The 26,707-nt window shown below is 74.4% G+C and carries 26 protein-coding genes and 1 pseudogene; 9 read left to right on the top strand and 18 right to left on the bottom strand.

Annotation, left to right across the window (positions count from 1 at the left end; translation table 11 throughout):
• The first annotated feature begins 134 nt into the window (after positions 1-134).
• Positions 135-797 carry a DUF461 domain-containing protein gene (locus ACZ7C5_RS09905; protein WP_401080252.1) on the top strand — a complete coding sequence of 221 codons (663 nt, stop codon included), beginning with the start codon at positions 135-137 and terminating at the stop codon, positions 795-797.
• 99 nt (positions 798-896) lie between these two features.
• Here ACZ7C5_RS09905 and phoP read toward each other — a convergent pair whose 3' ends face one another.
• Together phoP and ACZ7C5_RS09895 are read right to left on the bottom strand one after the other, a co-directional pair.
• On the bottom strand, positions 897-1,592 hold the full coding sequence (gene phoP / locus ACZ7C5_RS09900; RefSeq protein ID WP_188296603.1) for a two-component system response regulator PhoP: 696 nt from the start codon (positions 1,590-1,592) through the stop codon (positions 897-899).
• A gap of 2 nt (positions 1,593-1,594) precedes the next feature.
• Positions 1,595-3,007 (bottom strand): sensor histidine kinase, encoded by a 1,413-nt coding sequence (locus ACZ7C5_RS09895; RefSeq protein ID WP_401080254.1) that lies wholly within the window; start codon positions 3,005-3,007, stop codon positions 1,595-1,597.
• Between the two features lie 306 nt (positions 3,008-3,313).
• Here ACZ7C5_RS09895 and phoU point away from each other — a divergent pair, with 306 nt between their 5' ends.
• Entirely contained in the window at positions 3,314-4,003 is a 690-nt protein-coding gene (phoU, locus tag ACZ7C5_RS09890; protein ID WP_188296604.1) for a phosphate signaling complex protein PhoU, read from the top strand.
• Positions 4,004-4,522: 519 nt separating this feature from the next.
• On the opposite strand, the gene ACZ7C5_RS09885 is transcribed toward phoU, so the two are convergent.
• Both ACZ7C5_RS09885 and ACZ7C5_RS09880 read right to left on the bottom strand, forming a co-directional pair.
• Complete coding sequence (locus ACZ7C5_RS09885; protein WP_470322388.1) at positions 4,523-5,119, bottom strand: lytic polysaccharide monooxygenase auxiliary activity family 9 protein; 597 nt, start codon at positions 5,117-5,119, stop codon at positions 4,523-4,525.
• Between the two features lie 274 nt (positions 5,120-5,393).
• Positions 5,394-6,152 carry a phosphoglyceromutase gene (locus ACZ7C5_RS09880; protein ID WP_401080263.1) on the bottom strand — a complete coding sequence of 253 codons (759 nt, stop codon included), beginning with the start codon at positions 6,150-6,152 and terminating at the stop codon, positions 5,394-5,396.
• A 148-nt stretch (positions 6,153-6,300) separates the two neighbouring features.
• On the opposite strand from ACZ7C5_RS09880, the gene ACZ7C5_RS09875 reads away from it, so the two are divergent.
• Positions 6,301-7,668, top strand: a complete 1,368-nt coding sequence (locus ACZ7C5_RS09875) for an MDR family MFS transporter (protein WP_401080265.1) — start codon at positions 6,301-6,303, stop codon at positions 7,666-7,668.
• Positions 7,669-7,682: 14 nt separating this feature from the next.
• Here ACZ7C5_RS09875 and ACZ7C5_RS09870 read toward each other — a convergent pair whose 3' ends face one another.
• On the bottom strand, positions 7,683-8,219 hold the full coding sequence (locus ACZ7C5_RS09870; protein WP_401080267.1) for a type III secretion system chaperone family protein: 537 nt from the start codon (positions 8,217-8,219) through the stop codon (positions 7,683-7,685).
• A gap of 100 nt (positions 8,220-8,319) precedes the next feature.
• Positions 8,320-9,690 (bottom strand): D-inositol-3-phosphate glycosyltransferase, encoded by a 1,371-nt coding sequence (gene mshA / locus ACZ7C5_RS09865; protein ID WP_470322467.1) that lies wholly within the window; start codon positions 9,688-9,690, stop codon positions 8,320-8,322.
• Positions 9,691-9,906: 216 nt separating this feature from the next.
• Here mshA and ACZ7C5_RS09860 point away from each other — a divergent pair, with 216 nt between their 5' ends.
• Complete coding sequence (locus ACZ7C5_RS09860; RefSeq protein ID WP_470322387.1) at positions 9,907-10,749, top strand: methyltransferase domain-containing protein; 843 nt, start codon at positions 9,907-9,909, stop codon at positions 10,747-10,749.
• Between the two features lie 234 nt (positions 10,750-10,983).
• Here the strand turns inward: ACZ7C5_RS09860 and ACZ7C5_RS09855 are convergent, their stop codons facing one another.
• The gene (locus ACZ7C5_RS09855) at positions 10,984-11,544 is read right to left on the bottom strand and encodes an O-acetyl-ADP-ribose deacetylase (protein ID WP_401080271.1); all 561 of its coding nucleotides are present in this window, start codon (positions 11,542-11,544) and stop codon (positions 10,984-10,986) included.
• A 239-nt stretch (positions 11,545-11,783) separates the two neighbouring features.
• Here ACZ7C5_RS09855 and ACZ7C5_RS09850 point away from each other — a divergent pair, with 239 nt between their 5' ends.
• Positions 11,784-13,280 (top strand): PP2C family protein-serine/threonine phosphatase, encoded by a 1,497-nt coding sequence (locus ACZ7C5_RS09850; RefSeq protein ID WP_470322386.1) that lies wholly within the window; start codon positions 11,784-11,786, stop codon positions 13,278-13,280.
• A gap of 87 nt (positions 13,281-13,367) precedes the next feature.
• Here the strand turns inward: ACZ7C5_RS09850 and ACZ7C5_RS09845 are convergent, their stop codons facing one another.
• The 8 genes from ACZ7C5_RS09845 to ACZ7C5_RS09810 form a co-directional block, all read right to left on the bottom strand.
• Entirely contained in the window at positions 13,368-13,655 is a 288-nt protein-coding gene (locus ACZ7C5_RS09845) for a DUF2516 family protein (RefSeq protein ID WP_401081336.1), read from the bottom strand.
• Between the two features lie 184 nt (positions 13,656-13,839).
• Entirely contained in the window at positions 13,840-14,394 is a 555-nt protein-coding gene (locus ACZ7C5_RS09840; RefSeq protein WP_470322385.1) for a hypothetical protein, read from the bottom strand.
• Positions 14,395-14,396: 2 nt separating this feature from the next.
• Entirely contained in the window at positions 14,397-14,804 is a 408-nt protein-coding gene (locus tag ACZ7C5_RS09835; RefSeq protein WP_401080277.1) for a helix-turn-helix domain-containing protein, read from the bottom strand.
• A 103-nt stretch (positions 14,805-14,907) separates the two neighbouring features.
• The gene (locus ACZ7C5_RS09830; RefSeq protein ID WP_470322384.1) at positions 14,908-15,711 is read right to left on the bottom strand and encodes an alpha/beta fold hydrolase; all 804 of its coding nucleotides are present in this window, start codon (positions 15,709-15,711) and stop codon (positions 14,908-14,910) included.
• Between the two features lie 37 nt (positions 15,712-15,748).
• Entirely contained in the window at positions 15,749-16,876 is a 1,128-nt protein-coding gene (locus tag ACZ7C5_RS09825; RefSeq protein ID WP_470322383.1) for a DNA polymerase III subunit beta family protein, read from the bottom strand.
• A gap of 34 nt (positions 16,877-16,910) precedes the next feature.
• Positions 16,911-17,945: an RNA polymerase sigma-70 factor gene (locus tag ACZ7C5_RS09820; RefSeq protein WP_401080284.1), complete on the bottom strand. Its 1,035-nt coding sequence runs from the start codon at positions 17,943-17,945 to the stop codon at positions 16,911-16,913.
• Positions 17,946-17,978: 33 nt separating this feature from the next.
• Complete coding sequence (locus ACZ7C5_RS09815; protein WP_401080286.1) at positions 17,979-18,176, bottom strand: hypothetical protein; 198 nt, start codon at positions 18,174-18,176, stop codon at positions 17,979-17,981.
• Positions 18,173-21,328: a DEAD/DEAH box helicase gene (locus ACZ7C5_RS09810; protein WP_470322382.1), complete on the bottom strand. Its 3,156-nt coding sequence runs from the start codon at positions 21,326-21,328 to the stop codon at positions 18,173-18,175. The genes ACZ7C5_RS09815 and ACZ7C5_RS09810 overlap by 4 nt, the downstream gene beginning before the upstream one ends.
• 183 nt (positions 21,329-21,511) lie before the next feature.
• Here ACZ7C5_RS09810 and ACZ7C5_RS09805 point away from each other — a divergent pair, with 183 nt between their 5' ends.
• On the top strand, positions 21,512-22,126 hold the full coding sequence (locus ACZ7C5_RS09805; RefSeq protein WP_470322381.1) for a YceI family protein: 615 nt from the start codon (positions 21,512-21,514) through the stop codon (positions 22,124-22,126).
• Between the two features lie 190 nt (positions 22,127-22,316).
• Positions 22,317-22,493 (top strand): annotated as a pseudogene (locus ACZ7C5_RS09800) (macro domain-containing protein); the annotation flags it as partial.
• Between the two features lie 201 nt (positions 22,494-22,694).
• Here ACZ7C5_RS09800 and ACZ7C5_RS09795 read toward each other — a convergent pair.
• Positions 22,695-23,273, bottom strand: a complete 579-nt coding sequence (locus tag ACZ7C5_RS09795) for a GNAT family N-acetyltransferase (protein ID WP_470322380.1) — start codon at positions 23,271-23,273, stop codon at positions 22,695-22,697.
• A 180-nt stretch (positions 23,274-23,453) separates the two neighbouring features.
• Between ACZ7C5_RS09795 and ACZ7C5_RS09790 the strand changes: the two genes are divergently transcribed.
• The gene (locus tag ACZ7C5_RS09790) at positions 23,454-24,272 is read left to right on the top strand and encodes a TetR/AcrR family transcriptional regulator (RefSeq protein ID WP_317620327.1); all 819 of its coding nucleotides are present in this window, start codon (positions 23,454-23,456) and stop codon (positions 24,270-24,272) included.
• A gap of 61 nt (positions 24,273-24,333) precedes the next feature.
• Here ACZ7C5_RS09790 and ACZ7C5_RS09785 read toward each other — a convergent pair whose 3' ends face one another.
• The gene (locus ACZ7C5_RS09785; protein WP_470322379.1) at positions 24,334-25,614 is read right to left on the bottom strand and encodes a GNAT family N-acetyltransferase; all 1,281 of its coding nucleotides are present in this window, start codon (positions 25,612-25,614) and stop codon (positions 24,334-24,336) included.
• A gap of 40 nt (positions 25,615-25,654) precedes the next feature.
• Positions 25,655-26,176, bottom strand: a complete 522-nt coding sequence (locus ACZ7C5_RS09780; protein WP_470322378.1) for a GNAT family N-acetyltransferase — start codon at positions 26,174-26,176, stop codon at positions 25,655-25,657.
• A 123-nt stretch (positions 26,177-26,299) separates the two neighbouring features.
• On the opposite strand from ACZ7C5_RS09780, the gene ACZ7C5_RS09775 reads away from it, so the two are divergent.
• Positions 26,300-26,623, top strand: a complete 324-nt coding sequence (locus ACZ7C5_RS09775) for a hypothetical protein (RefSeq protein ID WP_401080299.1) — start codon at positions 26,300-26,302, stop codon at positions 26,621-26,623.
• Positions 26,624-26,707 lie beyond the last annotated feature (84 nt).

Genomic DNA, 26,707 nt, shown 5'->3' with positions numbered 1-26,707 from the left:
CCGCCCGTACCGCCGGACGGCCCCCGGCGGCCCCCGGGAGTGCGACACGGGGACCACCCCGTGAGGAGCGCATAAGTGAGGTCGATAATCTGAGACCTGACCTACCGACACGTGACCTAGGAGAAGCCGCCGCCGTGAGCCGCACTCTTCGACGCGGCAGCATCGCCGCCATCGCCGCCATCGCCATCGCCTCGCTGTCGTCCTGCGCCGCCGGCAACACGCCGGACACCCTGCAGATCAAGCCCGACAACGCGGCGGCGACCCTCGGAGCGAACCTCCGGCTGAACAACATCGTGGTCGTCACCGGGGTGGGCACCGCGGGTGACTACACCGGTGCCGCCAACGTGGTCGTCAACATCGCGAACACCGCGACCACCCCGGCCGAGCTCCAGTCCGTCACCGTCGGCGGTGCCGCTGCCACCTTCGCGGACGCCGCCGGCGCCCCGCTGTCCACCATCGTCGTCCCGGCCGGCGGCTCCGTGGCCATCGGCGGCCAGGGCAACCCGTCCGCCTCCGTCACCTCGGCGAAGGTCCACGTCGGCGGCTTCGCCCCGACCGCGTTCGCCTTCAAGGACGGCCAGAAGGTCGAGGCGGAGGCCGCCGTGAACCCGGACGCGGGCGAGCACGGCCTCGGTCTGTACAAGGGCTTCGGGCCGACCCCCGCGCCGACCGCCACCCCCGCCAAGGCCACCACCCCCGCGACCGCCCCGACCACCGGTGCCGCCGTCCCCGGCGCTCCGGCCACCGGCGTCCCGGCCGGCACCACCACCACGCCGGCCGTCCCGGCCGCGCACTGACGACCCACCCCGCCCCCGGCGGGCCCGCACGGGCCCGCCGGAGCGACGCGAAGGCCCCCGCCGGCAGCCGGCGGGGGCCTTCCGCGTGATCGGGACGGTTTACGGCTCGAACTTGTAGCCCAGGCCGCGGACGGTGACCAGGTAGCGCGGCGCGCCCGGGTCCGGCTCGATCTTGGCCCGCAGGCGCTTCACGTGGACGTCCAGGGTCTTGGTGTCGCCGACGTAGTCCGCGCCCCACACCCGGTCGATCAGCTGCATCCGGGTGAGCACCCGGCCCGCGTTGCGCAGCAGCATCTCCAGCAGGTCGAACTCCTTGAGCGGCAGGTCGACCTTGGCGCCGTCCACGGTCACCACGTGGCGGTCCACGTCCATCCGGACCGGGCCCGCCTCCAGGGCGCCCGGGCCGCTGCCGTTGTCGCCCGCGCCGCCGTCCTCGCCGCGGCGGCGCAGCACCGCGCGGATCCGGGCGACCAGCTCACGGGTGGAGTACGGCTTGGTGACGTAGTCGTCAGCGCCTATCTCCAGACCGACGACCTTGTCGATCTCGCTGTCCTTCGCGGTCACCATGATCACCGGGACGTTGGAGCGCACCCGGAGCTGGCGGCAGACCTCGGTGCCGGGCAGGCCCGGCAGCATCAGGTCGAGCAGGACGAGGTCGGCGCCGTTGCGTTCGAACTGCTCCAGGGCGTCGGGGCCGGTGGCGGCGACCGCCACCTCGAAGCCCTCCTTGCGGAGCATGTACGAGAGGGCGTCGCTGAACGACTCCTCGTCCTCGACCACCAGTACTCGGGTCACGATCAGGCCTCCGGGGCAAGCTGAGGGGTTGTGTCTGACAGGTGTTGTTCCCGTTCCCCGGCGGGGAACGGACGGGCCGTGCGGTCCGTGGTGAGGGTTCGGGGTGCGGCGGCGGGTCGTCCGGCGGAGTCGCCGTCCGGCTCGTGGTCAGGCACGTGGTCCGGCTCGTCGTCGAACGCGTCGTCGGGATCGCCGTCCACGGGTGCCTGCCCGGCGGGCAGGCGGATGGTGAAGGTCGACCCCTGGCCCTCGACGCTCCACACCGAGACGGTGCCGCCGTGCGAGGCCGCGACGTGCTTGACGATGGACAGGCCCAGGCCGGTGCCGCCGGTCGCCCGGGAGCGGGCGGGGTCGACGCGGTAGAACCGCTCGAAGACCCGCTCGCGGTCCTTCTCGGAGATACCGATGCCCTGGTCGGTGACCGAGATCTCGATGAGCTCGCCGTCCGCCTCCCCGAGCGCCGCGGCGCTGGAGATCCGGCGGGTGGCGATGGCCACCCGGGTGCGGGGCGGGCTGTAGTTGACGGCGTTCTCGACCAGGTTGCCGAGTGCCGCGGCCAGCTGGCCGCGGTTGCCGTGCAGGTAGAGGCCGGCGATGCCGCCCGCCGCGATCAGGATCTGCTTGGCGGCGGCCTGCTGGCGGCAGCGGTCGATCGCCTCGGCGATCAGCTCGTCCACCGCCACCGGCTCCGGGTCGACCATCAGCCGGTCGTCCTGGACCCTGGAGAGGTCGATGATCTCCTGGACCAGGCTGGCCAGCCGGGTCGCCTCGACCTGCATCCGGCCGGCGAAGCGCTGCACCGCCTCCGGGTCGTCGGACGCGTCGGCGACCGCCTCGGAGAGCAGCGACAGCGCGCCGACCGGGGTCTTGAGCTCGTGGCTCACGTTGGCCACGAAGTCCCGGCGGACGGCCTCCACCCGGCGTCGCTCGGTCTGGTCCTCGACCAGCACCAGCACCAGCCGGGAGCCCAGCGGGGCCACCCGGACGGAGACCGCGAGCGGCTCCGCCGCGCGGGCCGCGCCCGGCCTGGGCACCTCCAGCTCGACCTGGCGGATCTCGCCGTCCCTGCGGGTGGCGCGCGCCAGGGCGAGCATCTGGTCCACGGCGACGGCGCCACCGCGCACCAGGCCCATCGCGTACGCCGCCGAGCTGGCCTTGACCACCTCGTCGCCCTCGCCCAGCACGATCGCGCAGGAGCGGAGCACGGAGAGCACGGTGTCGACCCCGGGCGGCAGCGGCGGCTCGGGGTGGCCGGTGCCCAGGGACTGGTACCGGCCGGGGTTTCTGCCGCCGGTTCCGCTGTACCTGCCCCGGGCCTGTTCGCGCTCGCTCCAACGGAAGGCGATGGAGGCGGTGAGGCCGACGCCGAGCCCGGCTATGGCGCAGGCAGCGGCGGCGGCCACGTTCACGTCCATGTGGCCAGCGTAAGCGTACGGCCAGGGCAGTCCCCATGCACTGGGTCAAGGCATCGACCGCACGTTGCCGAGAATTCACCTTCACGTTGTGACCGATTCACCGTAGCGGCCGTACACCGTCGCCCTGGCGGCGGAAAGTTGGCCAGGCAGCCCGTGTGGGAGAGATCGGTGTGCCGAACGGCGGTCACCGGCTCGGGTGTGCGCGTACGATGCGCGCCACCAGCAGCGGTCACCCGGACGCCGGAACGATGGTCGGACGGGCTGACCGGTCGGCACCGCCACCGACACAGCTACTGAGGAGAGAACATGCGCGACGCGTACCACGAGGAACTCGATGCGATCGGCGACAGCCTGGTCGAGATGGCCCGGCTGGTCGGCTCTGCACTGGGCCGCGCCACCACCGCCCTCCTCGACGCGGACCTGGCGCTGGCGGAGAGCGTGATCGCCGCCGACGCCAAGATCAACGAGCTGCACCACGAGCTGGAGAACCGGGCCATCGACCTGCTGGCCCGCCAGCAGCCGGTCGCCACCGACCTGCGCATCGTCGTCACCTCGCTGCGAATGAGCGCCGACCTGGAGCGCTGTGGCGACCTCGCCCGGCACGTCGCCAAGGTCGCGCGGATGCGCTACCCCGACACCGCGGTGCCGGGCGACCTGCACTCCACCGTCCTGGAGATGGGCCAGCTCGCCCAGCGCCTGGTGGCCAAGGCCGGCCTGGTCATCGCCACCAAGGACGTCGACAAGGCGCTGGAGATGGAGCAGGACGACGACGCGATCGACACCCTGCACCGCGAGCTGCTGTCGCACCTGATCGACGAGCGCTGGCACCACGGCATCGAGACCGCCGTCGACCTCACCCTGGTCGGCCGCTACTACGAGCGCTTCGCGGACCACGCGGTGTCGGTCGCCAAGCGCGTGGTGTACCTGGTGACGGGCGAGCACGTGGCCGAGTTCGTGGCCGCCACCGAGGCCGCCGAGGCGGCGCCGGTCGACTGACCGCCGGGGCCGGACCGGTGCCGGCGGGCTCGCCGGTCCCGCCGGGGCCGGTCCCGGCTCACCCCGGGGGGGTGAGTAAACCCGCGACGGGGGTGGTGTGGGCGCACGGGCTACCGTGCGCCCCACCACTGCGCGCCCGTTGACGCTCCGTCCGTTCGGCGGTTTCACTCGACAGTGGGGGCACAGGACTGTGCCCGTCACTAGGAGGGAAGCTCGATGAAGGCCAACTCGACCCGACCGGCGACCGCCCACGAAACCGTCGAGCCACTCGCCCCGAAGCTGCTTCCCGTCCTCGCGGCCGGCTGCGGTTGCGGCCCCGGCTGCGGCTGCGGCTGCCAGTCAGGCGCGCCCTGCCAGTGCGGCGGCGCGGACGGCGGCTGCTGCGGCGGCCACTGAGCGGCCCGCCGCCCGAGGAGTCCCCGAGGTGCACGGCCCGCCGACGGCCGTGCACCTCGTGCGTTCCCGCGCGTGTTCCTGCGTGCGTTCCCGGGTGCGTTTCTGCGTGCGTTCCCGCGTGCGTCAGAACCGGACGTCGGAGCAGGAGTAGAAGGCGTTCGCGGTGTCGGAGATGTTCCAGACCGACACGATCACGTGGTGGCCGGTGCGCCCGCCGGGGACGGTCGCGGTGTGGCTGAGCGAGGCGGGCACCTGCTGCCCCCCGTACGGGACGGTCAGGAAGGGCGTCAGCTCCAGGTCGGACCGGGTGACCGGCCGGCTCGCGTCGTAGCCCGGCTTGGTCAGGTAGTACCGGAAGTCGGCGGTCGCGTGCCGGGCGGTGAACCGCCAGGTGAAGGTCAGCTGCTGGCCCGCCGACACCTGCGTGGTCGGCCAGGCGCCACCGTGCGGGTCGTCCAGTTCGGCGAAGCGCGCGTTGCCGCCGGCACAGATGGTGCCGTCCGAGGGGCCCAGGGCCGGGAAACCCTTCGAGCCCTCGACGCTCTGCGGTTCCCACTGGATGTCGCCGCAGTCCCAGGCGACGCCGTGGGTGTGTACGTCGCAGAGTGCGGCCCGGCTGGGCGGAGTCGTGATGTAGCCGTGGGAGGCGGCCGGGAAGGCCAGGGTCAGCGGGATCGCCAGGGCGGCGACGACCGCCCCGACGACGTGGCGTGTGCGCATGGTGCTCCTCCGTGGGGGTGGATGGAGTGTGCGCCGGGGCGCAGACGCGCGCGCGTGGGGGTGCGGCGGCCCGGACGGGGAGTTCCTGGCATGCCTGCGCCAGTCCGGTGCCCTCACGGTAGGAGCCGCCGATTGAGCCGTCAATGGTCTGAACCATTTTCCCGCCTACCCAACTCCAGTGCCGAGCAAGCGGGTTGACTCCGAACCGACCGAAAACGAACGAAGGCCCCGCCACCCGGTCAGGCCGGATGGCGGGACCTCGTCGGCAAGTGGCTTACTTCTTGCCCTGGTTCTTGACCGCCTCGATGGCCGACGCGGCGGCGTCCGGGTCGAGGTAGCGGCCGCCCTGGGCGACGGGCTTGAAGTCGGCGTCCAGCTCGTAGACCAGCGGGATGCCGGTCGGGATGTTCAGGCCGGCGATGGCCTCGTCGGAGACGCCGTCGAGGTGCTTGACCAGCGCGCGCAGGCTGTTGCCGTGGGCGGTGACCAGGACGGTCCGGCCGGCGGCCAGGTCCGGGACGATGGCGTCGTACCAGTACGGGAGCATCCGCTCGACGACGTCCTTCAGGCACTCGGTGCGCGGACGCAGCTCGCTCGGGATCTCGGCGTAACGGGCGTCACCGGCCTGCGAGTACTCGGCGTCGTCGGCCAGCACCGGCGGCGGGGTGTCGTACGAGCGGCGCCACAGCTGGAACTGCTCCTCGCCGAACTCGGCCAGGGTCTGGGCCTTGTCCTTGCCCTGGAGCGCGCCGTAGTGGCGCTCGTTCAGCCGCCAGCTGCGGTTGACCGGGATCCAGTGCCGGTCGGCCTTGTCCAGGGCGATCTGGGAGGTGCGGATGGCGCGGCGCAGAAGCGAGGTGTGCACCACGTCGGGGAGCAGACCCTCGGCGGCCAGGAGCTCGCCACCGCGGGCGGCCTCCTTCTCGCCCTTCTCGTTGAGGTCGACATCGACCCAACCGGTGAACAGGTTCTTCTGGTTCCACTGGCTCTCGCCGTGGCGGAGCAGGATGAGTCGGTACGTCGTGTCAGCCATGGCCCCCAGCTTAGTGGGGGCCGGAAAACCCCTGGTGGGGACCTTCGGCCGATGTGTAATGTGTGCTCCGCGCATCTGACACTTACCTGCGTTGGCTGACCGGGCCTGCCGCACCGCTCAGCGGACGCCTACCTCCGGGAGCCCCCACATGCTCGTCGCCCTGGCCTCCAACCCCCGGCTCCGAAGACTCGTCCAGGAGACGGTGGGCGGGCTGCCGCGGGAGTTCTGGTGGCTCTGGGTCAGCACCCTGGTGAACAAGCTCGGCGCATTCGTCGTCACTTTCCTGGCGTTGTACCTGACCGTCGACCGGGGGTACTCGGCCTCCTACGCGGGCCTGGTGGCCTCCCTGTTCGGCCTCGGCTCGGCCGTCGCGGCGATCGGCGCGGGCGTGCTGGCCGACCGGATCGGCCGCCGTCCCACGCTGGTCGCCGCCCAGCTCGGCACCGCGCTGTCCACCGCCGTGCTGGGCTTCGCGGACGGCCAGGTGGCGATCGCCGTGGTGGTCTTCTTCGTGGGCCTGTGCAGCAACGCGACCCGGCCGCCCACCTCGGCGATCATCGCCGACCTGGTGCCCGCCGAGGACCGGGTCCGCGCGTACTCGCTGAACTACTGGGCGATCAACATCGGCTTCGGCCTCTCGGCCGCCGCGGCCGGTCTGATCGCCACCCACGGCTACCTGACGCTCTTCCTGCTGGACGCGTTCTCCACCCTGGTCTGCGCGGTGGTGATCTTCGTCCGGATCCCGGAGACCAGGCCCCAGTTCCCGCCCGGCGACCCGGCCGGCTCCGCCGAACCGCCGGTCAGCCTGCTCTCGGTGTTCCGGGACGCCCCGTTCATGGCGCTGGTCGGGCTGACCCTGCTGCTCGCGCTGGTCTTCCAGCAGGGCAGCACCACGCTGGCCGTGGACATGGGCGCCTCCGGGATCACCTCCACCCAGTACGGCCTGGTCATCGGCCTGAACGGGCTGCTGATCGTGGTCCTCCAGATCCCGCTCACCCGGTGGATGGAGGGCCGCTCGCGCACCGGGCTGCTGGTCGCCAGCTGTCTGCTCACCGGCTGGGGCTTCGGACTGGCCGCGCTGGCCGGGTCCTCGGCCTGGCTGTTCGCGCTCTCGGTGGCGGTCTGGACGGTCGGCGAGATCCTGAACACGCCGGTGATGATGGGCATGGTCGCCGAGCTGGCGCCGACCCACGGGCGCGGCCGCTACCAGGGCGTGCACAGCCTCTCCTGGTCGCTCGCCTCGTTCCTCGGCCCGGCCGGCGGCGGGCTGCTGCTCCAGCACGCCGGGCCCGTGGTGCTCTGGACGGTCTGCGGGGCGGTCGGAACGGTCACCGCGCTCGGGTACGTCACGCTGGCCCGCCGCACCGGTGCGGTGGGGCGGCGCGAGGCCGTGGTGACGGAGGTCCTCGCGCCCGCGGCGCAGACCCCGGCGGCCACGGCGATCCCCGCCACCGCGGCGGAGCCGGCCGGGCGGCAAGCGGGGCAGCCGACCGGGAAGGCTCCGGCGGACGCCTGAACGGGCGGCGCGGATCAGCCCGCTTCCGGGGCCTCCGCCGACGGGGCCCCGGGCGCGGCCAGGTGGGCGAAGGCGGCCAGGTTGCGGGTGGACTCCCCGCGCTTGGTCCGCCACTCCCACTCGCGCCGGATCGCCGAGGCGAAGCCCAGCTCCAGCAAGGTGTCGAACGGCTCGTCCGCGTTCTCCAGCACCGTCCCGAGCAGCCGGTCCACCACCTGCGGGGTGAGCGCCTCCAGCGGCAGCCGGCCGGCCAGGTAGACGTCGCCGAGCGCGTCGATCGCGTACCCGACGCCGTACAGCCTGGTGTTGCGTTCCAGCAGCCAGCGGTAGACGGCCTCGTGGTTCTCGTCCGGACGGCGGATCACGAAGGCGTTCACCGACAGGGTGTGGTCGCCGACCCGCAGCGCGCAGGCGGTGCTCAGCTTCCGGGTGCCGGGGAGGGCCGCCACCAGCGTGTACGGGTCGGTGGCGGCCGGCTCCCAGGCCGCCCCGGCGTCGTCCAGGGCGGCGCGCAGGAGGGTCAGGGCCTCGTCCTTGGTGCGGATTGCCATGGGGGTGACGTTACTCGTCGGTACCCGGAAGGCGCAGCCTTTGACCGCCCGGCGCAGTCACCGACCGCCCGGCGCGACCCCTGATCCCCCCGGCGCGGCCTCAGGCCAGCAGGCGCCGGGCCGCCGCGAGCCGTCCGGCCGGGCGGGCCATGCTGCCCGCGTACACCTCGGCGGTGGTCGCCGCGGCGGCGTCCCAGCCGAAGCCCGCCGCGTGCCGGGCCGCCGCCTCGCCGCGCCTGGCCACCAGCTCCCGGTCGATGACGTACGGCTCCAGCGCGAGCGCCCACTCCAGCGGTTCGTGGCCGTTCACCAGGCTGCCGGTCTCGCCGTCCCGCACCGCGACCGGCAGGCCGCCGACCGCGGCCGCCACCACCGGGGTGCCGCAGGCCTGCGCCTCCAGCGCGACCAGCCCGAAGGACTCGCTGTACGAGGGCATCACCAGCGCCGTCGCCGCCCGGTACCAGTCCGCGAGCTGCGGCTGGCCGACCGGCGGGTGGAACCGCACCACGTCGGAGATGCCCAGCTGGGCGGCGAGCTTGTGCAGGCTCTCCGGCCGCGCCAGCCCGGTGCCGGACGGCCCGCCGACCACCGGCACCACCAGGCGCTCGCGCAGCTCGGGGCGGCGGCCCAGCAGCGCGGCGACCGCCCGCAGCAGCACGTCCGGGGCCTTCAGCGGCTGGATCCGGCCGGCGAACAGCAGCACCGCGGCCTCCTGCGGCAGGCCCAGCCGGGCCCGCGCGGCGGCGGACGCCCCGGGACTGCCGGGGCGGAAGACGTCGAGGTTGACCCCGGGGTGGACGACGGCCAGCTGGTCCGGCCTGGCGGCGTAGTGCAGCGCCAGTTCGGCGGCCTCCTCCGTGGTGTTGGCGATCAGCCGGTCGGCCGCCTCCACCACCTGGGTCTCGCCGATCACCCGGGCCGCGGGCTCGGGCGTGTCGTCCTCGGCCAGCGCGGCGTTCTTGACCTTCGCCATGGTGTGCATGGTGTGCACCAGCGGCACCCCCCAGCGCTGTGCGGCCAGCCAGCCGACCTGCCCGGAGAGCCAGTAGTGCGAGTGCACCAGGTCGTAGTGGCCGGGCCGGTGGCCGGCCTCCGTCCGCAGCACCCCGTGGGTGAAGGCGCACAGCTGGGCCGGCAGGTCCTCCTTGACCAGGCCCTCGTACGGCCCGGCGGTGACGTGGCGGACCAGCACGCCCGGGGCCAGCTCGACGGTCGGCGCGTCGTCGGAGCAGATCGAGCGGGTGAACACCTCGACCTCGATGTTCAGCTCGGCCAGGCGCTTGGCCAGCTCGACGATGTAGACGTTCATCCCGCCGGCGTCCCCGGTGCCCGGCTGGTGCAGCGGCGAGGTGTGGACGCTCAGCATCGCTATCCGGCGGGGGCGGCGGCGGCCGGGGACGAGCGACTGGAGCCTGCCGCGCGCGGGGGCGGCGGGCTGGGCACGGCGTACCGAACGGACGGGGTGCTGGATCACCTGGCTGAAGCCTCCTCTGTGCGGCCCGTCTAGGCGGTCCGCGCCGGGCCGCCCGTTGTCCGGTGTGCGCTGCCCCGTCCGGGCACACATCACCAACAGGGTGCCAACCACGGGGACCGGGTCCGGCATTCCCGCCCCGGCCCACCGGCCGGAACGGCCGGCATCGTCCCAGGTCAGCACGGTGCGGTCGGCGGCCCGACTACCCTTCTGGGCATGGCTGCCTCCTTCGACCCCGCGACCGCCGCGCCTGCCGCGCCCGCCCGCGGACGGACCGGGCGCCCGGTGGGGACGGTCACCCGGGGCACCACCAACACCAACCGGCTGCGCCGGATGGACCGCTGGATCGCCCACGCCCTCGGCCGCTCGCTGCGCGCCGCCGAGCGCCCGCCGGTCGCGGTGGACCTCGGCTACGGCGCCGCGCCGTGGACGGCCGTCGAGCTGGCCGGGCGGCTGCGCACGGTGCGCCCTGACGTCCGGGTGGTCGGGATCGAGATCGAGCCCGAGCGGGTCGCCGCCGCGCTGCCGTACGCCGAGCCGCCGCTGCTCACCTTCCGGCGCGGCGGCTTCGAGGTGCCGCTGGACGGCGGCGCGCCGGCCCAGCTGATCCGGGCGGCCAACGTGCTGCGGCAGTACGACGAGTCGGCGGTGGCCGGGGTGTGGGAGCGGCTGTGCGCCCGGCTCGCCCCGGACGGGCTGCTGGTGGAGGGCACCTGCGACGAGATCGGGCGGCGGCACGTCTGGGTCGCGCTCGGCCCCGAGGGGCCGCGGACGGTGACCTTCGCGGCCCGGCTGGGCGGCCTGGGCCGGCCCTCCGACCTGGCCGAGCGGCTGCCGAAGGCGCTGATCCACCACAACGTGCCGGGTCGTCCCGTGCACGCCTTCCTGGCCGACTTCGACCGGGCCTGGGCGGCGGCCGCGCCGTACGGGGCGTTCGGGGCGCGGCAGCGCTGGGTGGCGGCCTGCACGGCGCTGGCGGGCAGCTGGCCGCTGGTGGACGCGCGCGGCCGGTGGCGGCAGGGCGAGGTCACGGTGCCCTGGTCGGCGCTCTCCCCGTAGGCGCTCCCCGCAGGCGCCGTACGGGGCGTCGGCCGCGGTGCCGACGGTCACGGGCGGTGCGCCCGGTTACGCGCGGTTACGGGCGGTGCGCGGGGAGCTGGTGAGCGACCCGATACCTTCACTCGAACGAGTTATCGAATATCTCTGGCGTGTTGACGCCTCGACACGCCACCATGGACCCCGGCCGAGCGACGCACCACACGCCGCCCGGCGCGTGCCGTGCCCAGTCCCTCGTCAGCCCTCCCGCCCGGGCAGTTCCCGGCGGACCCGTTCGAACACCTCGTACATCTCCGACCCGAACAGCACGAACCGCACCTCCGCCAGCCCCGCGCCCGCCTCCGCCTCACCGCCGTCCAGCACCTCCGCGACGGTGCCCAGCGCGATCCGGGCCGCGTCCGCCGGCGGCCAGCCGTAGATCCCGGCCGACACGGCGGGGAAGGCCACCGTGCGCGCGCCGAGCCCCGCCGCGGTGCGCAGCGACTCGCGATAGCAGGAGGCCAGCAGCTCCGCCCGCTCCCCGTACTCCTCCGCCCGGTACACCGGCCCGACGGTGTGCACCACCCACCGGGCGGGCAGCCGTCCGGCCGTCGTCGCCACCGCGCGCCCGGTGGGCAGCCCCTTGCCCCAGTGCGAGGCGCGCAGCCGGCGGCACTCCTCCAGGATCTGCGGCCCGCCCCTGCGGTGGATCGCGCCGTCCACCCCGCCACCGCCCAGCAGGGACGAGTTGGCGGCGTTCACCACCACGTCCACCGCCTGCTCCGTGATGTCACCCTCCAGCAGGATGATCCGCTCCACCGCCACCACTGCCCTTCCCCGGTCCGCCCGGCAGCCGCCGGGACGGGAAACCGGGCCGTCGTCCGAGTCCAGTCACCACACCGCCACCGGCGTGGCAAGAGCCACAACGGCGCCGGTCGGCCAGAGAAATCCCCGAAGACCACGTTATGGTCGCGAGAAGTTCCCCGACGCGGGGTGCCAGGCGGGCACTGCGGACGGACGCCGACCGTTACGCAGTCGGGGAAAGGGAGGAACCACCGATGCCCGCAACGGGAGACGGGCGGGCACCTGCTGCCGCGGACCTGCCGGGCGCCCATGACGGCGCCCCCGTCGGTCGTGCCCGCAACCGCGCCACGACCGGTCCGGGCCTGGCGGCTCCCCCGATACCCCACCCCCGCGCGCGGGCCGTGCACGCCTCCCACCCGTCCCGCCTCTCCGATCCCGGCGGCCCCGCGGCGGCGGAGGGTCCCGCCGACGACGCACCCCTGCGGCTGCTGGTCATCGAGGACGACGCCTCCGACGCCCAGCTGATCAAGGCGGCGGTGGCCGACAGCGGCACCTCGATCGAGATCCACTGGGCCCGCGGCCTCGACCAGGCCACCGAACTGCTCGCCCCGCCCGCGCCCTGGGCCCGGCGCGGGCGCTCCCGCACTCCCGAGTTCGGCTGCGTGCTGCTCGACCTCGCCGCGCCCGCCGACCTGCCGCACCCGTCCGACGCCTCCGACGGACTGGAGGGCCTGCACGAACTGCTCCGCCGGGCCCCGCACACCCCGGTCGTGGTGCTCACCGACGCCGCCGGGGCCGAACTCGGAGCGGCCGCCGTCGCGGCCGGCGCCCAGGACTTCCTGCTCAAGCACGAGACGGACGGCCCGCTGCTCGCCCGCGCCCTGCGCTACGCCGTCGAGCGCAAGCGCGCCGACGAGTCCCAGCGCCGTCTGGTCGAGGCCGAGTTGCGCGGCCAGGAGAACGCCCGCCTCCAGCGCCACCTGCTGCCCACCCCGCTGCTCGACGGCGCCGGGCTCTCCTTCACCCGGCGCTACCGCCCCGGTCGCCGCCGCGCACTGCTCGGCGGCGACTTCTACGACGCCGTGCGCACCGACGACGGCGCCGTCCACGTCGTGATCGGCGACGTCTGCGGCCACGGCCCCGACGAGGCCGCGCTCGGCGTCGCGCTCCGGATAGCGTGGCGCACCCTGGTCTTCGCCGGCCTCACCGGCGAGGCCCTGCTCACCACCCTCCAGCACGTGCTGGAGCACGAGCGGCGCAGCGACGAGATCTTCGCGACGCTCTGCATGCTCGTCATCGAGCCCGGCGGCACCGGCAACGGCCTCGACTCGCTCGGTGCCGGCGAACGGGCCAGGCTCTACCTCGCCGGGCACCCGGCGCCGCTGCTGCTCGGCCGCGACCACGAGCCGGTCACCCTGCCCGCCGACCTCGCCGGGCCCGCGCTCGGCCTGCTGCCGTGCCACGACGGGCAGGCCGCCTGGCCCGCCCACGAGATCGAACTCCGGGCCGGCTGGCGACTGTTGCTCTACACCGACGGGCTGATCGAGGGCCGGGTCGGGGCCGGGTCGCGCCGGCTGGGCCAGGACGGGCTCGCCGGCCTGGTCGGCGACCACCAGGCCGCCGGGCTGACCAGGGGGCGGCTGGTCGACAGCGCCATCGCCGAGGTCGAGGAGCTGAACGGCGGCGCGCTGACCGACGACGTCGCGGTGCTGCTGCTGGAGCGCAACCCGGTCCAGCTGATCCTCGGCTGACGGCCCTCAGCGCACGGACGAAGGCCCGGGCGGGGGCTCCCAGGTTTCAGAGCCCCCGCCCGGGCCTTCGCTTCGTCGTCGTCCGGCCTACCAGGGGCCGTACGGGCCGGTGTTGCTGCGGCCACCACGGCCGCCACCGCCTCCGGTCAGCGCCCGGATCGCCGGGCGGACGTCCACCACGTAGACGATCGAGGCGACCAGGCCGGCCAGGGTGCCGATGCCGGTGAAGAAGTTCACCCCGAACAGGAAGTCCCAGCCGAAGGAGACCGCCAGGATCGCCACCCAGAAGCCCTTGGTCTTCTTGTCGGCCGCCCGGTAGGCGTCCTCCCTGCGGGTGACCGCGTCGACCAGGGCGAACAACTTGTAGGCGAGCATGGCGACGATCGCCCACCAGATCGGATTCAGGTAGGAAAAGGCCAGAATCTGCAACATTCCGACCATTCGCGATCTCCTCTGTTCTCGGCTCCGATGCTGCGACCACCGCCCATCCTGGCACGGCGACCGTCCGCAACGGGGTCAACGTCCCGCGGTCACCCGATGTGCCCTTCGGCACCCGGGCTCACTCCGCGGCGGTGTCCTCGGCGGCCGCGAGGTCGGCGGCGGTGTCGGCGGCGGCGCCCTTGCGGGCCCGGGCGGGCTTCTTCGGGGCGGGCCCGGCAGCCTCCTCCGCCACCGGCCCGGTCCCGGCCGGCTCGACGGACAGCACGGGCTGCCCCGGCTCCTCGGCCGGCGTGCCCGGGAGGGCCTTGTCCACCACGACCTTGCCGCGCTCGGCCAGCTCGTCGTACGTCTCCTTGGCCTTCACCGCGAGCTCGACCGCGCGGGCCACCTGCTGAAGGGCGAAGCCCTGGGCCCGCTCCTGGATGGCCTTGAGGTCGGTCGGCAGCGTGGTGACGGTCTCGGCGACCCTGGCCTGCGCCCCGGTCAGCAGCGACTGCGCCTCCTGGAGCCTGGCGGTGGCCTTCTCCTGGGTGCCCTTGCGGTCGGCCGCCAGCGCCTCGACCCGGCCCGGCACCTCGCGCAGCTTCTCGTACGCGAGGTCCCCGGCACCGGCCAGGGCGTACAGCGGGGTCGGGTCGCCGAGGGTCTTCTTGATCTCGTCGGTGATGGGCATGGTTACCGGTCCTCCCGGTGGGTGTTCTGGGGGGCTGAGCCGTCGGCCGTCGCACCGGTGGCCGAAGCGGCGTTCTCCTTGAGGAAGGCGTCGTAGACCGCGAGCAGCGCCTGCTTCTGCTGCTCGTTGATCATCGGATCGGCCAGGATCGAGGCCCGCAACTCCAGGCCCTCGCCCCGCCGCTCCTCCAGGATCCCGGCCTGGACGTACAGCGTCTCCGCCGAGATCCGCAGCGCCTTGGCGATCTGCTGGAGGATCTCCGCGCTCGGCTTGCGCAGCCCCCGCTCGATCTGGCTGAGGTACGGGTTGGACACGCCGGCGGCCTCCGCCAGCTGCCGCAGCGAGTACTGGGCGGTGCGGCGCTGCTCGCGGATGTACTCGCCGAGCGAGCCGACGTTCAGTGAGGCCATGGGGACAGCCTGCAACACCCTGCTTGCACATGCAAGCAGGATGCTAGCGGCAGCAAACGCGCCAGGCCGAACGGGTCAGGGCGGGCCGGGCGGACCAGGGCGGTCAGGCCAGGTGGGTGAGGAGGAGTTCGGTGAGCCGTTCGGGGGTGCGCAGCGGGAGGTAGTGGTCGGCATCCGGGACGAGGTGGCCGCGGGCACCGGGGATGCCGGCGGCGAGCCGCTCCGCGATCGCCGCGATCTCCGGGCGGTCCCGGTCGCCGTGGACGACCAGGGTCGGCGCGGTGACCGTGCCGAGGACGGACTCCGCCGCCCTGGCCGGGGCGCCCGCGAGGTGGTGCTCGCTGACGATGCGGCGGGCCGCGTTCTCCTCGACCATCGCCGCGATCAGTTCGCCGCCCGGCGCGGTACGGCCCATCGCGGCCCAGACCGAGAGCTCCAGCTCGGCCAGGGCCGCCGCGTCGCCCCGCCGCCTGGCCTCGGCGTAGGCGGTGGCCTCCGGGGACGGCGGCCAGTCGTGGCCGCTGACCGAGGCGCCGACCAGGCCGAGCGCGGCGACCCGCCCCGGGTGGGCGATGGCGAAGTCCAGCGCGGTCTCGCCGCCCATGCTCAGGCCGACCAGTGCGGCGCCGCGCAGACCGAAGTGGTCCAGCACGGCGCCCAGGTCCTCGACGTCGTCGAAGGCCCGCTCCGGCGCGCCGGACCGGCCGAGGCCGCGGGCGTCGTAGCGGATCACCTCGTGGTGCCGGGAGAGCTCGGGGACGACGGCGTCCCACAGCCGGGAGTCCATGCCGGAGCCGTGCAGCAGCACCACCGGGCTGCCGGTGCCCCGGCGCTCCGCCCACAGCCGGCCGCCGCCGGGGGCGGGGACGTGGACCTCGGCGGCGGGGTGATCGGTGTGCGGGCTCATGGGGCGATCCTTCCAGAGGCCCCGCCGGGCGGGCCGGTCAGGCGGACTCGGGGAGACGGACGGGCATCAGGACGGAGAAGGTGCCCGCCCGGCCGGGGGTGCGGACGGCCAGCGGGGCGATCGGGCCGCCGAGTTCGAGGAGCAGCTGTCCGGGCTGCCCGGACTCTCGGGGCTCTCCGGACTGTCCGGCGTCGAGGGCGTCCAGCAGGAAGTCCCGGTTGACGGCCAGCCGGTAGCCCTCGGGCGCCGGGTCGTCGGCCACCGCCAGCCGGCCGTCCCCGGTCAGGGTCAGCACGGTGACCGCGCAGTCGGCGCCGCCCGGCCCCGAGGGCAGGGTGCGGGTGGCTCCGGCCGCCACGGCGGCGCGCAGTTCGGCGGCGGACAGGGCGATCCGGTGCTCGGGTTCGAGCCGGGTGACGGCCCGGTGGTCGGGGTAGTCGAAGTCCAGGGCGGCGCCCTCGATCCGGTGCGCCCCGGCCTCGGCGCGGACCAGTCCGGCGCCGAGGGTGAGCGCCACCTCGGGCGCCCCCGCGCCGAGCAGCGCGCGCAGTGCGTCCACCAGCGCGGTCGGGACGACCGTGCCGGCCACCGGGCGCCCGGCCGGGTCCTGGGAGGCGGCGGGCACCTCGGCGAGGGCCATCCGGTAGCGGTCGGTGGCGACCAGGCGCAGCACCGGCCCGTCCGGCTCGAAGAGCACCCCGGCGAGGGAGGGCAGCCCGGGGTCGCCGCAGACCGCGAAGCGGACCGCGTCCAGGGCGGCCGCGAGGCCCTCGGCCGGGACGGTGAGCCGGAGTTCGGCGGAGGCTGTGGTCATCGGTTGCTCCCTCTGCTCGATCATCGTGTGGATCAGGGAGAGCTCGCGGCGGGCGTCGGCCAGGCCGTCCTCCAGCCGGCGCAGGTGCGCGTCGAGCACCCGCCGGGCCTCGCCGCTGCCGGGGGCGGCGGCGAGTACCGCGCGGACGGCCGCCAGCGGCAGGCCGACCCGGCGCAGCCTGGCCAGCAGCCGGGCGTCGGCGAGCTGGCCGGGCCGGTACCAGCGGTAGCCCGTCTGCGGGTCGACCCAGGCGGGGGTGAGCACCTCGGCGCCGTCGTAGTAGCGCAGGGTGCCGACGCCCAGGCCGCTGGCGCGGGCCAGTTCGCCGATGCTGTGCAGCTCGCTCTCCATGCCGGTGACTCTGCGGGCTCGACCTGGTCGAGGGTCAAGCCCGGTCGGCGCCGTCGTCGGGAAGACGGCCCTGATCGGTGAGGGGGCGGGGATCGGTGAGGGGGCCCGTGCCGGTGAGGGTCCCAGGGCCGGTGAGGTGGGCCAGCTTCCGCGGGTTGCGGACGACGCGGATCTCGGAGATCCGCACGGTACCGTCCGGCTGCTCGGCGAACTCGAACACCGCGACGGAGTCGACCGCGCCGTCCACGGTGACCAGCAGGCCGGGCTCGCCGTTGACCAGGACCGGCCGGGCCCCGGCGCCCTCGCCGAGCCGGCGGAACACCCCGAGGACGAAGCGGGCGACGTTCTCGGCGCCGCCGAGCGGCCGCAGCGCGGCGCGGATCACGCCGCCGCCGTCGGTCCAGCCGGTGACGTCGGGGGCGAGCAGTTCGAGCATCCGGTTGAGGTCGCCGCCGACGCTGGCCGCCAGGAACTCGTCGGTGGCGCGGCGGCGCAGCTCGGGCGGCGCGTCGTAGCGCGGCCGGCGGGCGCGCACGTGCGCCCCGGCCCGGCTGCCGACCTGGCGGCAGGCGGCCTCGGTGCGGTCCAGGGCCTCGGCGATCTCCCGGTAGGAGAAGCCGAAGGCCTCCTTGAGCACGAACACCGCCCGCTCCAGCGGGGAAAGGCTCTCCAGCACCACCAGCAGCGCGACCGAGACGGTCTCCGCCCGCTCGACGGCGTCGGTCGCGTCCGGTTCGGTGACCAGCGGCTCGGGCAGCCACGGGCCGACGTAGGACTCGCGGCGGACGGCGGCCGAGTCCAGCTTGTTGAGCGCGAGGTTGGTGACCGTACGGGCCAGGAAGGCGCCGGGGCCGGCGACCGGACCGGTGACCCCGCTCCAGCGCAGCCAGGTGTCCTGGACCAGGTCCTCGGCGTCGGCGACGCTGCCGAGCATCCGGTAGGCGATGCCGAAGACCATCCGCCGGTACCGCTCGAAGTCGGCGAGGCGGGTGTCGTCCTGCCCGTGGTCGCTCTGCCGGGCGTGGTCCTGCCGGGTGTCGTCCTGCCCGTGGTCGTGGGTGTCGGTCACCCGCGCGACGCTACCCCACGGTAGCCGCGGCGCTCAGCCCCGGAAGGCCTCGTAGGCGGGGGCGAGCAGGGCGGCGAGGTCGCGGCCGTGCACGGTGATGCCGGAGCGGCCGAGGCGGCGCAGCGAGGGTTCGTCCGGGCCGTCCTCCTCCGGCGGGGCGGGGCGCAGGGTGAAGTCGCCGCGCCAGTAGGCGGCGACGTTGACGGCGGGCGGTCTCGGTTCGTCGGTCACGCGTCCTCCTCGGCCACGGCGTCCTCCCGGGTGAGGGCGACCAGTTCGCGCAGCGCCTCGGCCGGCAGGTCGGTGAGCCAGCGCTCCCCCTCCCCCACCACCGCATCGGCCAACGAGCGCTTGGCGGCGAGGAGTTCGTCGATCCGCTCCTCGACGGTGCCGACGCAGACCAGCCGGCGGACCTGGACGTCCCGGCGCTGGCCGATCCGGAAGGCGCGGTCGGTGGCCTGCTCCTCGACCGCCGGGTTCCACCAGCGGTCCAGGTGGATCACCTGGTTGGCGGCGGTCAGGTTGAGGCCGGTCCCGCCGGCCCGCAGCGAGAGCAGGAACACCCGTGGCCCGTCCGGGGACTGGAAGCGATCCACCAGCTCCTCGCGGCGCGCCCTGGACAGGCCGCCGTGCAGGTACAGCACCTCCTCACCGAGCCGGCGTTCCAGGTACGGGCGGAGCATCGCCCCGAACTCGGCGTACTGGGTGAAGACCAGCGTCCGGTCGCCCTCGGCCAGCGCCTCCTCCAGCAGTTCGGCCAGCCGGGCGACCTTGCCCGAGCGGCCGCCCACCGCCGAGCCGTCGTGCAGCAGTTGGGCCGGATGGTTGCAGACCTGCTTGAGCTTGCCGATCGCGGCCAGCACCGTGCCGCGCCGCTCCACGCCCCGGATGCCCTCGACCCGCCGCAGCAGGTCGGCGACCACCGCCTGGTACAGGCCGGCCTGCTCGGCGGTGAGGTTGCACCAGACGGTCATCTCCTGCTTGGCGGGCAGCTCGGCCGCCACCGCCGGGTCGGACTTGACCCGGCGGAGTACGAACGGGGCGGTGCGGCGCAGGAGTTCGGCGGTGCGCTCGGGGCTGCGGTGCAGCTCGACCGGGATCGCGTAGCGCTCCTTGAAGCGCTCGGCCGGGCCGAGCAGGCCGGGGTTGGCGAAGTCCAGGACGGCGTGCAGCTCGGCGAGCCGGTTCTCCACCGGGGTGCCGGTGAGCGCGATCCGGTGCCGGGTGACGGGCAGCGCGCGGATCGCCCTGGACTGCGCGGTGCCGGTGTTCTTGATGTGCTGGGCCTCGTCCGCGACCACCCGGCGCCAGCGGATCGCCCGCAGGGCGGCGAGGTCGCGCTGGACCAGCCCGTAGGTGGTGATGACCAGGTCCACGCCCCGTACGGCTGCGGCGAGTTGCTCCGCCCCGAGACGGCCGGCGCCGTGGTGGACGTACCGGCGCAGGCCGGGGGCGAAGCGCTCGGTCTCCCGCTGCCAGTTGCCGACCAGGGACATCGGGCAGACCAGCAGGGTGGGGCCGGTGGCACCGGCGGCTCCCTCGGCGGCCAGCAGGGCGAGGGTCTGGACGGTCTTGCCGAGGCCCATGTCGTCGGCCAGCACGGCGCCGAGGCCGAGCTCGGACATGGTCCGCAGCCAGGCCAGTCCGCGCTCCTGGTACGGGCGCAGCACGGCCCGGAAGTCCGGCGGCAGCTCCGGCGGCGGAGCGGCACCGGCCCGCCCGGCGAGCAGTTCGCCGAGCGGGCCGTCCACGCTGACACCGGTGACCGGCAGCCCGGCGACCGTCGGCTCCGGATCGAGGGCGAGGCGCAGCAGGTCGGCGGCGGCGAGCACGCCGTCGCGCCGGTCGGCGAGGAAGGCGAGCGCGGCGGCGATCTGGTCCGGGTCGGCCTCCAGCCAGGCGCCCCGCACCCGGACCAACCCCTGTTTGGCGGCGGCGAGTTCGGCCAGCTCCTGGTCGGTGAGCGGGCTGCTCTCCGGGCCGAGCGCGGCCTGCCAGCGGAAGTCGACCACGGCGTCCCGGTCCACCTGACTCGTGACCGCGAGCGAGCCGGGCGCGGGCGGGGTGGTGGCGCGCAGCGCGAGCCCGAGCCGGGGGCGGCGGCGCCACCAGGCGGGCAGCAGCACCCCGAAGCCGCCCTCGGCGAGGGCGGGCGCGGCGGCGCGCAGGAAGTCCAGCGCGCCGGCCCGGTCGAGCGACAGGGCGGACGGGCGGGAGCGGTGGCGCAGCCCGTCCAGGGCGGGCCAGCGGTGGGCGGCGCGGGCGAGTTCGGCGACCAGGACCTCGACCGGGTCCTCGGCCCTGCGGGCGAGCGCGGCGTGGGCGGCGCCGCCCTCGTGCAGGTCGGCGGCGCGGACCAGCAGGGAGGGCTCGTCCACGGCCTGGAGCAGGAACTCCAGCCGCCAGGCGTCGTCGGAGGGACTGCCCTCGGGGTCGTCCGGGTCGGGGCCGAGCGGTTCGACCAGGCGGAAGCAGAGCCGCAGCGCCGGGTCGACGGGCCGGGCGGCGGCGTACCAGGCGCCGAGCCGGCGGCCCAGTTCGGCGAGTTCCTCGGGCGGGGCGCCGTCGAGGCCGCCGTCGGGGGTGGTGAGGGCGTGCAGCCAGCGTTCGGCGACGGCCGGCCCCGGTGCGGCTCCGTCCCCGCCCCTGCCCGAGAGGGGCGGTGCGTCGGCCAGGGCGGCGCGGGCCTCGGCGTCCACCAGCGCGCCCAGGGCGGCGGCCAGCAGCCCTTCGCCGCCGCCCGCGCCGTGCGGCCACTCCCCCAGCAGGACGGGCGGGCAGCCGGACGCCAGGGCGGCGGCCTCCCGGCGCCCGGCCGGGGTGAGGTCGGGCTGCCAGCGGGCCCGTGGACGCCCGTCGGCGGCGACGACGGGCAGCGGCAGCACCCGGCCCCGGCCGACCGTCCGCCAGGCGAGGTCGTGCACCCCGGTGAGCCAGCGGAGCGAGGGGCCGTGGACCACCTCGATCCGCCCGGCGCCGGGCAGGTCGGTGCCGGTGACGGCCCAGACCGGGTCGAAGACCTCGCCGAGCAGCTGGGCGGCGGCCCCGGCGTCGAAGAGCAGCGCCGGCACCCGCCAGGGGGCGAGCACGGCGGCGCCGCGCGGCGGGGCGACCGGAAGGTCGGGCGAGGGCGCGGGAACGGTGCCGACGGTGGGCAGCAGCAGGGTGGCCCAGCGCTCGGGGGCCTGCCCGGCGAGCCAGCCGAGGCCGGGGCCGATGCCGCCGAGCACGGCGGCCAGTTCGCCGGCCGGGCAGGCGTAGGGGTGGGCGCGCGGGGCGGGCCGGTCGGGGCGCGGTGCGGCGGCGCCGGGGTGGGCGCGGGCGTCCTCGGCCCAGAGCGCCAGCCGCCCGTCCGCCTGCCAGAGCGCGTGCAGGACGAACATCGGGGGCCTTCCGGGCGGGGTGGAAGCGTCCCTCGCAGCCTAACCGGGAGGGCCGACAGGGCCGCTCCGCTGAGCCGTCCGGGGGACGCCCGGGACTTGTGGTTGAAAGTTGAACGAAACTGCCCTACGCTGGAGCCAACAAGTTGAAGCCTAAACAAATGGCTTCGAACCAAGGAGGAAGCCATGGGCCTGTTCAACCGCACCAAGACCGTCACCGCCCCCGCCGCGGCCGCCGTCCGGACCCCGGCCGGCCCGGACCTCGCCCACCTGACCGGCGACTGGGCGATCGACCACACCCACAGCGAGATCGGCTTCTCGGTGCGCCACGCGATGGTCACCAACGTCAAGGGCCGCTTCACCGAGTACGACGGCAAGCTGCACCTGGACGGGACCCACCCGGTCAAGTCCTCGGCCGAGCTGGTGATCAAGGTCGCGAGCGTCGACACCAACCAGGCCCAGCGCGACGAGCACCTGCGCACCGGCGACTTCTTCGCCGTCGAGGCCCACCCCGAGATCCGCTTCCGCAGCACCGCCGCCGAGCTGGTCCACGGCGACTCGTACCGGATGACCGGCGACCTCACCATCAAGGGCACCACCCGCCCGGTCGTGCTGGACCTGGAGTACACCGGCAGCGCCACCGACGCGTACGGCGCCGACCGGGTCGGCTTCGAGGGCAAGGCCGTCGTCGACCGCACCGAGTTCGGCCTGACCTACAACGCGGCGCTGGAGACCGGCGGCGTGCTGATCGGCGAGAAGGTCAAGCTCAGCTTCGACATCTCCGCCGTCAAGGCCGCCTGAGCCCGCCCCCACGAGCACCGCCCCTGCCCATCCCCCCTGGGCAGGGGCGGTTCCGCGTTCCCGTGCGGGAGCGGCGCCCGCCCTGTACGAGCGGCGGCGACAGAGGACGACGGCGCGTCAGCGGGCGCGTCCGGGCGGGGCGCCGGAAAATGGCGAGCCGATTGTCAGTGCCACCCTCTAACGTCGAGGCATGGGGGAAATCACCTACGTCCGAGGCGATGCCACCACGCCCCAGGGCAAGGGCGTGAAGGTGATCGCGCACGTCTGCAACGATCTCGGCGGCTGGGGCAAGGGCTTCGTGCTCGCGCTCTCCAGACGCCGGCCCGAGCCCGAGGCCGCGTATCGACGCTGGTATCGGGAGCGGGCGACGGCCGGCCGGCGGACCGGGGTGTCCCGGTGACCGTCTACGACTTCGACTGACCGGACGCCCCGGCCCCGGTCACGACTTCCACCGCGTCCACCAGTCCGGCCACCGCCGCCACTTCGACCACGTTCACCGGTTCAGCCGGTTCGGCCACCCCGGCCGCCTCGGCTACGTCGGCTACTTCGGCTACTTCGGCTACTTCGGCTACTTCGACCGATCCACCGGCTCCGGCCGGTCGGATCCGGGCGCCACGCACCCGGCCGGCCAGGCGTACACGTACTCGGGCAGCAGGAACCCACCGGGGAACTCCCCCTCCTGCGCCCGGACCCGCTCGGCGCCCTCGCGCTCGTAGAAGGCGATCGCGCGGGTGTTGTCCCGCAGTACCTCCAGGAAGAGTTCGGCCCCGGGGTGCCGCTCGGCGACACGGGTGCGGGCCGCCGCCAGCAGCTCGCGGCCTATGCCGCCACCGGTCAGGCCGGGGCGCACGTGCAGGTTGTCGATCAGCACCCCGCCGTCCGGTTGCGGGACGAGGTAGATGAACCCGACCGTCACACCCGCCCGTTCCGCCACCAGGAGCTCGGGCACGTTCTCCGGCTCGCCGTAGTCGGCGTCCAGGCGCAGCTCCCACAGCTCGCGCCGCTGGGCGGCCATCCCGTCGCCCAGTCCCTCCTCCGGGACGATCCCCCGGTAGGCGGTACGCCAACTGTGAGCATGCAGTTCGGCGATGGACCCGGCGTCCTGCACTCCGCCGCGCCGGATGACGGTCTGCCCTGAACTGATCATGTGACCAGCCTCCCACAGAGATGGAGTTGAACATGTTCAACCGACACGCCTACAATCCTGTCCAGCCTTTGAACGCGTTCGAAAAGCGGGGGGCCACCGTGGCACCGGATGTGGAGGGGACATCCGGTGTCACGAACACCGACACCGGATGGAACGTCGTCTCCGGCTAGGCTCGTCCCCGTGGACGACCTGGCAGCGACGAACCGAGCGGACGGCGAGAACGGCACGGCCGAGGCTTCGGCCGTGCCAGGACCGGAGGGCGGTCCCGGCCCGGACGGCGGGCCCCTGCCCGGCGGCCGGGCGCAGCCGAAGACCGACAAGAGCGAGGCGACTCGGGCGCTGATCCTGGAGACGGCCATGCGGCTGTTCCAGGAGCGGGGCTACGAGAAGACCACCATGCGCGCGATCGCCACCGAGGCGGGCGTCTCGGTGGGCAACGCGTACTACTACTTCTCGGCGAAGGAATTCCTGATCCAGGGATTCTACGACCGGATGACCTACGACCACGCGGCAGACGCCAAGCGCCGCATGGCCCATACCCGGGACTTCTCCGAGCGGTTGCAGATCGCGCTCACCTCCTGGCTCGACACGGCCGCGCCGTACCACGAGTTCTCCGCGCAGTTCTTCCGCACCGCCGCCGACCCGACCAGCTCGCTGAGCCCGTTCTCCAACGAGTCCCACCCGGCCAGGGCGACCGCGGTCGAGCTGTTCCGCGAGGTGCTCCAGGGTTCGGAGCTGGCGCCCAAGCTGGACGCCGAACTGGTCGACCTGCTGCCGGACGTGCTCTGGCTGTACCTGATGATCGTGGTGCTCTACTGGGTCTTCGACCGCACCCCGGACACCGAGCGGACCAGGGAGTTCGTCCGGCGTTCGACGCCGCTCACGGCCCGGGTGATCAACCTGTCCCGCTACCGGGTCTTCCGGCCGATCGTCCGCGACGCCAAGGGCCTGATCCAGGACTTCATCCTGCCCACCATCGGCAAGGCGGCGGTCAAGTAGCGCCCAGCGGCACACGGAAGGCCGGCCCGATCGCGGGCCGGCCTTCTTCACGGCGCCGGGCTCAGAACTCGGTCGGCGTCCAGGCCCGCACCGGGGTGCGGAGCAGCAGGTCGGCGGCGGCGGCCGCGCCCGGGCGCAGCTCGGTGACCAGGCCGGCCGCGGCGAGCCGGGGCGCCGTCTCACCGCCCAGGTAGAGCGAGCCCAACTCCGAGGCGCCGAGCGCGAGGTCGGCGTCGTCCGTGGTCCGGGCGCAGCGCCCGGTGCCGCCCTCGGCCACCTCCAGCGCCCAACGGCCCGAGGCATAGCCCAGCTTGTCGTCGACCTCCAGCACCACCCGGCCGGGGGCGCCGTAGCTCCGGGCGCCGAACGCGGCCTCGACGTCCAGCAGCCGCAGCCACATGACGTCCCCGTTGTCCTCGTGCCGGGTGGCCGCGCGCGGGTCCTGGAGCAGCAGCGGCAGCGGGTCGTCCGGGCTGAGGTTGCGCGCCTCGACCCGGGCCACCCAGTCCACCGACAGCACCAGGCGCCAGAGTTCGACGGAGGTGGGCAGGTCGAGGGCGATGAACTCGTCCACGGTGAGCTTGCCGTCGGGGTAGGCGCCGTCCCACTTGGCGTCGATCCGGTAGACCACCAGCCCGGTGACCACGCCTGCGGCGTCCCGGTGGACGGCGGCGAACGGCTCCTTGAACTCGTCGCCGGGCGTGGGAACCTCTCCGACGGTGCGCTCCCACCAGAGCGAGTCGCGGTCGATCGCGCCCGGCTGGGTGCGGCGCCAGCGGTCGTACAGCTCCGCTCCCTGCTCGCGCAGCTCCGCCATGGTCACGAAGTCGATCCGGCCGCCGGGGACGCCCGGCAGGCCGTCGCGCAGACCGCGGGTGCGGCGCAGCTCGATGTTCCGGCCGCCGCCGTGGGTGGCCGGGCCGAAGCCGAACCGGCCGTAGATGTTGTACTCGGCGGCGGCCAGGATCGCGACCGCGCTGCCGCGCTCGGCGGCGGCGGCGAGGTCCCGGCGCATCATCGCGCTGAGCAGGCCGCGACGGCGGTGGGTGGAGCTGACCGTGACGTTGGTGATCGCGTCGGCCGGCACGACGGCCCCGCCGGGGACGGTCAGTTCGGCGTCGAAGCTGCGGAAGGTGGCGATCTGGCGCTCGCCGTCGAAGCCGGCCAGCATCCGGCCCGGCGTCCACAGCCGACGGCGCAGATCCCCCGAGGCGGGCACGTGGGGGCGCAGGAAGCCGAAGTTGAGCGCCCGGCCCCACTCCGCCACCTCGTCCACCGAGACGGCCCGGATCCGGAGTCCGCTCACGCTGTCCACGGCCGTGTGATCGATGCTGTCGCCCATGGGGCCACCGTACGGCGGCCCTCCCGGGGCGGCATCCGATTTATTCCGTGCCCAACCCGACGTGCTCGCCCGGCACCACCACCCAGTCGTTGGCGCGCAGGACGCGGTCCGCGAAGTCGAGGTCCCGCTCGCCGAGCAGCCGGAAGCCGAGCGCCCGGCAGATCCCGTTGGACGGTCCGTTGGTGGTCCCCGGGTTGGCGTGCACCTCGCCCCAGCGGCCGTCCGCGGCGGCGGCGTCCAGCACCAGGCGGACCGCCGCCTTGGCGAGGCCGCGGCCCTGGTACCCGGGCAGCACCATCCAGCCGATCTCGGAGACCGTCACGCCGTCCTCCTCGTCCGACCAGAGCGTGACGGCGCCCACCGCCTCGTCGTCCTCGGCGCCGTCCGGCACGATCATCCTGATCCAGGCGTCGTCCGCGGCGGTCAGGGCGAGGTCCTTGCGCAGCCGCGCCTCCACCGTCTCCCGGGGCAGCGGGCCGCCCAGTTCGGCCATCATCACCGGGTCGCAGCGCATCCTGACGTACGCCTCGAGGTCCCCCGCCCGAACATCCCGCAGTCGCATGACGCCTCCTCAGTGCCGGTCCGAGCGGACACGGTAGCGCGGCCCACCGACAGTGGCCCCGGGCGGCCCGACCTGGCATCCTCGTGCCGGTTCAGGTACAGACGATCCGCTTCGGGGGGAACCATGGAGGACGAGTACGTCCGCGCGTTGAAGGAGTACGAGGGCCGGGCGCTGGCGGCGAAGCTGGTCGGCGGGCTGACCGTGGCCGGCTGGCTCTGGGCGATCGGACTGGTCCTCGTCCCGGCCGCGGGGCTCTGCGGCTCACCGGCCTTCTACCAGCCGACCGGCTTCCACATGGCGGAGGTCTGCGACTCCGAGGTGATCGGCCGGATCGGCGGCGCGGTCGCCGTCTTCCTGGCGACGATCCCGCTCGGTGCCCTCTGGGCCTGGACCGTGGTGCGGCTGCGCGACAGCCGTACGGTCGTGTCCGCCCTGGCCGGCCGGTAGCCGACCGCGCCGCCCCGGGCCGGCGCGGAGGCCGCCCCGGACCGGCGCCAAGGGCTCCGAGGCGGGGCGGTCGGCATCGGCAGC

The sequence above is a fragment of the Kitasatospora sp. NPDC036993 genome (assembly GCF_055607525.1).
This window is presented reverse-complemented; position numbering and strand designations above follow the sequence as displayed.